This is a genomic window from Psittacicella melopsittaci (assembly GCF_003585925.1).
In the GTDB taxonomy this organism is placed as follows: Bacteria; Pseudomonadota; Gammaproteobacteria; order Enterobacterales; family Psittacicellaceae; genus Psittacicella; species Psittacicella melopsittaci.
The window spans coordinates 1-7,370 of the sequence record NZ_NRJH01000079.1 but is presented as its reverse complement, the minus strand read 5'-3'; the positions used below and the strand labels follow the sequence as shown (position 1 = coordinate 7,370).

The following is a 7,370-nucleotide window of genomic DNA, read 5'->3' as shown; positions in this document are numbered from 1 at the left end:
TTTGCTTTGTGTTTTTTTTTTTGCTTTGGTAATTTTCTTTTTGTTTTTTTTTTTGCTTTGGCAATTTGCTTTGGGTTTTACTTTTTTCTTTGGCAATTTTCTTTGGGTTTTAATTTTTGCTTTTGCAATTTGCTTTAGTTTTTGCCTTTAGCTTTTTGCTTTGCCTTTTGCAAATTACTTTTGCCTTTAGCTTTAAGCTTGAACTTCATCTGCTTGAGCAAAAAGATTGGTTGGGTGTTTTTTAAAGTAAGAGTAGAGAGCTTTAGTATCTATCTCTAAACCTGTTTCGGTAAAGCCTACCACACCTTCATTTTTTAAGTAACTTTGTAAAGCTTGACGTAAGTAGTCAGCTTGCTCTTTAGTTAAAACTAAAGGTAAAGCTTGTTTATAATCTATTTCTGGGTAGAAGTAAGATACGCATTTAAGCATTACTAAATCAAAACTTACAAAGTTTAAAAGTAACTGCGTAAGAAGACCATAGTAACCTTCGGCAGCCAATTGCGCTAGAAACTCTTTGCGTTCGTCTTCTTCAAGACCACGTACAGCTTGATAGATGCGATCAAGAACTTGTAAAAAGCTATTTGCTAGCGTTTGTTCTTCAGGTTTTTCCTGATCAAACTTTGGTAAATAAGCTGAATCTAGCATAGATTTTTGGTAAAAGTGTTTAGCTAACCAATATACTAGTTCATCTGGCTCACGTCTTAGGGTGGCTAAATCGTAAATTAAAGCACGTAAGATTACTTTTGCTTCCGAGTCGTTTTGTAAAAACGGAAACTGTTCATCTAGACGAGTGTGAATATAGCTACTCAGAGGGTCTCGCGATTGCTCTAAATAGCCATTTGCGAGTAAATCTGCATTTATTGTCATATGTTAAATACCTTGCTAAGGATGATAGCAAATATTTTACTATATTTGCCCTCAGAAATAAAAATTGGCTCACGCTATTGCATGAGCCACATACTATGAGGTAATTATGAAATTTTTGTTTTACTATTTTTCTACTATAGATATATAGGCAAAAATTTGAGTTTCAAGGAGCAAAGGCTAATTTACACATCAAATATGTGTTTTTAATGCAAAGAAGAGCTGATTAAAGTATAATGGAAAAATATATTTTCTAGATTCTTAGATTTTTCTCTATGACCGAACAAAAACGTAAACTACCTCAAGTGAGTAATATTCAAAACCTAGGTAGACTAGGTATTTTTAACGTTCAGTCTCTTGATATTAAATTTAACAATGGACAAGAACGTAAATATTACCGTTTACATGCAGCTCATGATGCGGTAACCGTAATTGCGGTTGACCAAGATCATTTACTCTTAATTGAAGAATATTCCGCTGGCACCCTAAACTATGAGTTAGGTTTTGTTCGTGGTGGGATAGATGATAATGAGCAACTTTTAGTTGCAGCCGCACGTGAATTAGGCGAAGAAGTGGGTTACAAAGCTCAACTTCTTACCCATTTAACTTCTTTTTATAACTCCACTGGCTATCAAACAGCACAAATGCACGTGGTAGTAGCTACAGGCTTAACACCACTGGCACAAATGTTAGAAGGGGATGAACCAGAACCTTTAACTATTGTTCGCTGGCCTTTAGCCGAACTAGATACATTAATAGCTCAAGGACTGTTTAGAGATAGTCGTAATCTCGTAGCTTTATATGCTTTCCGTGATTACTACAACTCAGGCAAGCTCCAACCAGCTCTGACAAATTCTGTAGAACTCTAATTCCGATACTTATGTCGAAGACAAATGCTGAATTACTCGCGAATAAGTATACTCCCGAGCAGTTAAAACAAGAACTTCCTGAGTTATTTCGTAATGATGTATTTACTCCTGTATGTTCTTGCTTATTAAATGCCGGAGCTATAGCTGCTGCGATTAAATCTTCTCAACTTTCAGTAGATTATAAAGAAGATAACACTGAAGTTACCTATGTAGATAAAATGCTCTCGGAGTATTTTACGGTTACCTTACCTATGATTTTTGGTGACTTTGCGGTAACTGAAGAAAACATGGCAAATTTCCCCGATTTTAATATCCAAACTAGTCGTTGCTGGTGGTTAGTTGATCCAATCGATGGCACTAAGGGCTATGTTGCAGGTGGTGAAGACTACTGCACTATGTGCTCGTTCATCGATCAAGGTCAACCCCTAATTACCTTTGTCTACGAACCAGAAAAAAATCGCATCCAATACTCTGCCATGGGTATAGGTTCTTTTGTGGTGCCTCTTGATCCAGAAGGCTTAACTTACTATGTCCACGAAAAAAGCGTATCTTACGCTGAATTTGTCGAAAAAGTAAAAGAAAGCGGTGATCAAGCTTACTTAAACACCCATGTAACCTACTCAAAACCGTTTAAATTTAAACGTGTAGCCCAAAACGATCTGAGATTTACTTACGAATACTTAATTAGCCAAGGGATTACAACTAATGTAAACTTTGGGGCAACACAAGAGTTTATCTCTTATCTACAAAAGCAATACCAAGCAAGCAATGACGGTTTTGCTAAAGTACACCGTATTATGAGTCGTACTTTACAACGTTGGGCACTCACGCAAATTCCTGACTTTTTTAAACTAAGATATAACAGCGACGTTAAAGTAAATTTAGCTCAATTAAAACGTACTCTTGATTTTTGGCAAGCAGTAATTGATCCTGCTAACTACGTAACCACACGAGCAGAAAAAATTTACTTTAGTTCAGAAGTAACTTTTAATACTTTTGCCAACAACTACTTAAGTTGGGCAAGCGACCAACCTAGCACAGGTTTTAAAGTAGACCCTGAACTAACTACTCTCGCGGAAAAAATCGCTCAACTTAAAGAGCAAGCTCCAGCTAATAAAACAGCTCCATTAGAGTTTGCCAATAAAACTCCGTTCTATGTGCAAGCTTATGATATAAGTCACTTAGAAAGCCCTGAGTTTACCGATTTAGTGCGTAACCAAGCGTTTTTCTTTGCTTCAAGCGAGCAAACGCTTAGTCTAGGCGGACACGAACCTGTAAGTCTAGCTTTAAACTTACCTCACTTCCCTGACTTAAACTTCTTAGCAGCTCATAATCTACAAGAGCAAGTATATGGTGAAGAACTAATTGAGCACTATGCCCAATTAGGTAACGAGGAAATTTCTCTAGAGCAAGAACAAAAACTGCAATACCTCTCAAAAGAAATGCAGTTCTATGCACGAGTTTTATTACAGTTAAGTAAAAGATTATCAGACTATATTAGTCAACGTAATAATCCAGCTTTTACACTCAATAAGCACAACAAGCACCCAAAACAGCAAGCTATTCGCCTACTTCAAGGGGCTCGTACTAATAAAGCTTTTGGGTTATTTGAGTTACCTTACCATCAAGAAAACTACAATCTTGAGACTTTCCACTCGGCGGGGGTGAAATCGTCTTTAGTATTTGCATGTTTAGAAAATGAGTGCATTACTAACTACCTTTTACCTAATGCCATGAAAATTTGGGATGTGGCACCAGCACTAGCTTTTGCTCAAAACTCAATTAATCCTCTTTCATGTGTCTTTAATCTTGTCGACGTAAGTAAAGTACCATGGAAACGTACAAATATTAATTTCAGTGATGAAAATGTATATCCACTAATAATGACTGAAAACCTCATGTCGATTCCATTTATTCTCGATATTCCAGGCTTACTCTACTTACAACTCCCACGTTTACTTTTAGTACAACGTGCGATTAAAGAACAAAGCTTACATAACCACCACTTAATCCATACTAATGATCCGCAAGCTGCTAACTATCTAAACCAAGAAGTTAGTGAAGAGCAGTTCCAAGCTATGGGTCTAAGTCCAATGCTCAAAAAAGCATGGTTACGCTATCAATCAGGTCAGTTTGGTCAAGCAGAACAAGCAGTTCAAGCAGAGCAAGCTGAACAAGTAGTGCAAAACGAACAAGCTAAACAAGTAGTTCAAGCTGAACAAGTAGTTCAAGCTGAACAAGCAATTCAAATTGAACAAGCTGAGCAAGCTCTAAAAGAAGAGCAAGCTAAGCAAGCGCAATAGCAAATTAAGCTAACTAAAAAAGCCTCGCATCTGCGGGGCTCTTTTTTTGTATATTAGCTTGTTTTATTAGATTTACGCCAAACTTTCGAATAAAGTGATCCTGTAGAGTTTGGTTTTATTTTAGGTATCTTCATTTTAACAGTTACTGGAAATAAGAAATCTGTTCCTAATAGTAATGCTTCTCCTACACCTAAAGTCGGTAAAAAACTAGCAGATCTTCTATCCAACTCACCCATAGCTCTTTTAACTATTTCTTGATCCCTTGCATTAGTAAGGCGATGAACTATATATGTTCCTAGCTGACTTAGAACATCTTCAGGGATATCACTTGGACGTTGAGTCGCTATTACTATATTTAAACCATATTTACGTCCTTCTTTTGCAATATTTCCAAAAGAATCTAACAGAACTTTGTTAAAATCATCACCTATATGTTTATTGAGAAATTGATGCGCCTCATCGACAAATACTATTAAAGGACGAGTATGTGAAATTTCATTGTTTCTAGCTAAACTTAATAAGTTTTTTCCTATTGCATTAACCAAAATTTCTCTAGTATTTTCTTCAAAAGAAACTTTGGATAGATCTATACGCATAATACAGTTAGGTCTATCTTCTTTTATAAACTCCTTAATCTTATTAGTCACTGTATTAGTTGTTTCTGAGTTATGATCTATTCCAAATGTGGTAAACCATTTTAGTCTAGGATTATTTATAATTTTTCTTACTCTACCTATTAAACTTAAACAGTGTGAGAGTTCTGTTTCATTTTTACCACCCCAATTTTTTGTAAGATCAATGTTCTTACCATTCGCATCTTTCTTAATATAAGGAGTTGGATATACACACTCCTCTGTAATTTGATTAGCTAAAGCATTAAAGTCCCATGGCAATGTATCAAAATTATTAAAATTTTCTTTGAGCCACTCTTCGTACGCTTCTTTCACCTTATCTTCTTTTTTTACAATTTTATAAGAATCCTTCTCAAAATATAAGTTATATTTACCATCATCCTGTTTATTATCTTTATGGATATCTTCATAAAACTGCAAGCTTCTAACTGCTTCTTGTAATTTTACAGCTTGAACTTGTTGTGATGGTCTTAGTAGTAATCGAATATCTGACTCTGTAAATTCCCAACTTGGGAAGAATAAGTTTTTTTCTTTATCAGAACTATCTAGGTCTCCTATAGAATAACTATCGCAAGGTAAATCTGCATACTCACCTGTTGCATCAAGTAATAATACTTTTCCTCCATGCTCTTGTACATTTAGGATTAAATTTGCGAGAGTATAGCTTTTACCACACCCAGTACTTCCTAAAATAGCACAATGACGTCCAAAGAGTTTTTCTGGTGTGGTGTAAATTGTAGCTGATGCGTCTGAAACAACCTCACCAATCTCTAGTAAAATATCATCATTAGAAGTGTTCAAAGTTCCTTCAAACAACATTGCTAACAATTTAGGATGTGCCGAATATACTTGTGCCCCTATTCTTGGATACTCTCTTATACCTTTATGAGGCTGACCACTGTGAGTATCCAAACTAGTTAGAATTTGTATAAGACCTGTTGGATGATTGGGAATATTACTTTCTTCAACTGTATCTACACTTAGTCGTTCACCATTTTCTAAGCGTATATTGACAATTTTTCCTAAAACAGAGTATTGTCCACAATCAATAAATACATAATTGTTTACTTCACCTGAGGAAAGTTTAGTACCATATATAGAAGCACTAGAACCTTTACCTGCGTTTGTTAGATTTACTCTAACTTCTGTTGGAGATACTTCTATAACACTTCCTATTCTCCTTTCTTGAGAATGAGGAGAAAACCAATTGTAATCATATACATTCATTTGTGATTTATCCTCTTCTATTGAATAGTATTTCATCGATCGAATTTGCTAATCTTTCCTCAGGTGTTTCCTTATTACGATCAGGGATACTATCGACAAAAGTATCAAATTTACTGTCAATTATCATTATTCTACCGTCACCAGCTTTAATTAGTTCATACAAGTTTTCTCTAATCTCCTGATTAATTCCACTATATTCTTCGTCAAGGGCGTTAAATGTAGAAATAACTAAATTTAGTGACATATTTGTTCTAAGAGCCATAAAAATTGCATTATTTAAATGAGCATCATGAAATCCAAATCCTAAACAGAATAGAGTTGTTCTTGGTTTTTGTAAAACAGCCATAAACGCACTAATCATATCAAGGTAAGGAGAAGAGTAGGAAAACTGATACTTTTTTCTACTAGGATAAATAAAAACACTTTCTTGATTTTCTTTGTTAGCTAAAGGATTTCCTTTATAAATCATATTATTTTTAGTATTTCTTACCCAGTCTACCGAACCGTGGAGTTTGTATAAATACATTACGTTTGGTAAAAATTCTGTTTTATTGTCGTTATGATTTATATGAACTATATCGTTGTTATACCATGAAGGATTAAAGCGATGAGGCTTTGTAAATTCAAAACCATCTATAACAATAACTCCCACATTTGAGGCAGCTGCTTCAAAAGCTAAATCATAATTAGTAGTAAATAATTTTAATCGCTCTTGTTTATCGGATCTTTTAGAGAGAATACGGATAAACTTATCATGATGAGTCCAATAATTATTATTTGCTTGTTCTGAATTCTTTAGTTTATTATCTACAAAATTGGTTTCTTCTAGGATTGTACTTTTGGCACTCTTTATAAAGTTTTCTATTGTTTCTAAACTTGTCTCGTCAGTAAACTTATTTTCTACAATTGAATCGCATATTGATAAAAGAAGTTCAATATCCTTTTCCTCTTTATGATTAATATTTTTATTGCCAATAATATCCAAGACACTGTCAAAATCTTTATGTTGAGAACACAGCTCCCATAAACTACGCATACTTGGTGCGATATTAGTTCCTGGTTTATTAAATGTTAAAGAAGTTCCCGAACCAGCCAAAACAACTAAGTTCTCAGAGTTAAGAGATTGATTAAAAAACCTATTTAGTTCATTTAAACAATCGTCATAACTACTCTCCATATCTATAATTTCAATACTTCCATTATAGGCTAATTCTCCACCTTTACTATCTGTTTCGGAACCAGTCGTTTCTTTATTCAAGCCACAAGAGTTTAACTCTCTTGCTTTTACCAATTTAAGCACCTCAAAAGAAGTAACTTTTAAGTTATCTTGTTTTGTCATCAAGGTTATCCTTTTACTTGGAGTTAAGTTGCTTTTTATAAAACCAACTTATAAGTTAAATAGTAGCTTTTATAATAAGTGTATTCTTCATATATATTTTACCTTAATTTTATAATCTTAATCTATAGACATTAAT

Annotated in this window: 5 protein-coding genes; 2 read left to right on the top strand and 3 right to left on the bottom strand. The window is 34.3% G+C overall.

Going from position 1 to position 7,370, the window contains the following annotated elements:
• Nucleotides 1–192: 192 nt before the first annotated feature.
• Nucleotides 193–867 (bottom strand): hypothetical protein, encoded by a 675-nt coding sequence (locus tag CJP74_RS07735; protein WP_119497931.1) that lies wholly within the window; start codon nucleotides 865–867, stop codon nucleotides 193–195.
• Nucleotides 868–1,139: 272 nt separating this feature from the next.
• On the opposite strand from CJP74_RS07735, the gene nudE reads away from it, so the two are divergent.
• The gene (nudE, locus tag CJP74_RS07730) at nucleotides 1,140–1,733 is read left to right on the top strand and encodes an ADP compounds hydrolase NudE (protein WP_119497929.1); all 594 of its coding nucleotides are present in this window, start codon (nucleotides 1,140–1,142) and stop codon (nucleotides 1,731–1,733) included.
• Between the two features lie 11 nt (nucleotides 1,734–1,744).
• Nucleotides 1,745–4,036 (top strand): inositol monophosphatase family protein, encoded by a 2,292-nt coding sequence (locus tag CJP74_RS07725; protein WP_119497927.1) that lies wholly within the window; start codon nucleotides 1,745–1,747, stop codon nucleotides 4,034–4,036.
• A gap of 53 nt (nucleotides 4,037–4,089) precedes the next feature.
• On the opposite strand, the gene CJP74_RS07720 is transcribed toward CJP74_RS07725, so the two are convergent.
• Together CJP74_RS07720 and CJP74_RS07715 are read right to left on the bottom strand one after the other, a co-directional pair.
• The gene (locus CJP74_RS07720; RefSeq protein WP_245958053.1) at nucleotides 4,090–5,931 is read right to left on the bottom strand and encodes an ATP-binding protein; all 1,842 of its coding nucleotides are present in this window, start codon (nucleotides 5,929–5,931) and stop codon (nucleotides 4,090–4,092) included.
• Nucleotides 5,903–7,234 carry an SIR2 family protein gene (locus tag CJP74_RS07715; RefSeq protein WP_119497925.1) on the bottom strand — a complete coding sequence of 444 codons (1,332 nt, stop codon included), beginning with the start codon at nucleotides 7,232–7,234 and terminating at the stop codon, nucleotides 5,903–5,905. The genes CJP74_RS07720 and CJP74_RS07715 overlap by 29 nt, the downstream gene beginning before the upstream one ends.
• Nucleotides 7,235–7,370 lie beyond the last annotated feature (136 nt).

Bases quoted from the DNA above. Each gene is read 5' to 3' on its own strand.
- CJP74_RS07735 (WP_119497931.1), bottom strand. From the start codon at position 867: ATGACAATAAATGCAGATTTACTCGCAAATGGCTATTTAGAGCAATCG.
- nudE (WP_119497929.1), top strand. From the start codon at position 1,140: ATGACCGAACAAAAACGTAAACTACCTCAAGTGAGTAATATTCAAAAC.
- CJP74_RS07725 (WP_119497927.1), top strand. From the start codon at position 1,745: ATGTCGAAGACAAATGCTGAATTACTCGCGAATAAGTATACTCCCGAG.
- CJP74_RS07720 (WP_245958053.1), bottom strand. From the start codon at position 5,931: ATGAAATACTATTCAATAGAAGAGGATAAATCACAAATGAATGTATAT.
- CJP74_RS07715 (WP_119497925.1), bottom strand. From the start codon at position 7,234: ATGACAAAACAAGATAACTTAAAAGTTACTTCTTTTGAGGTGCTTAAA.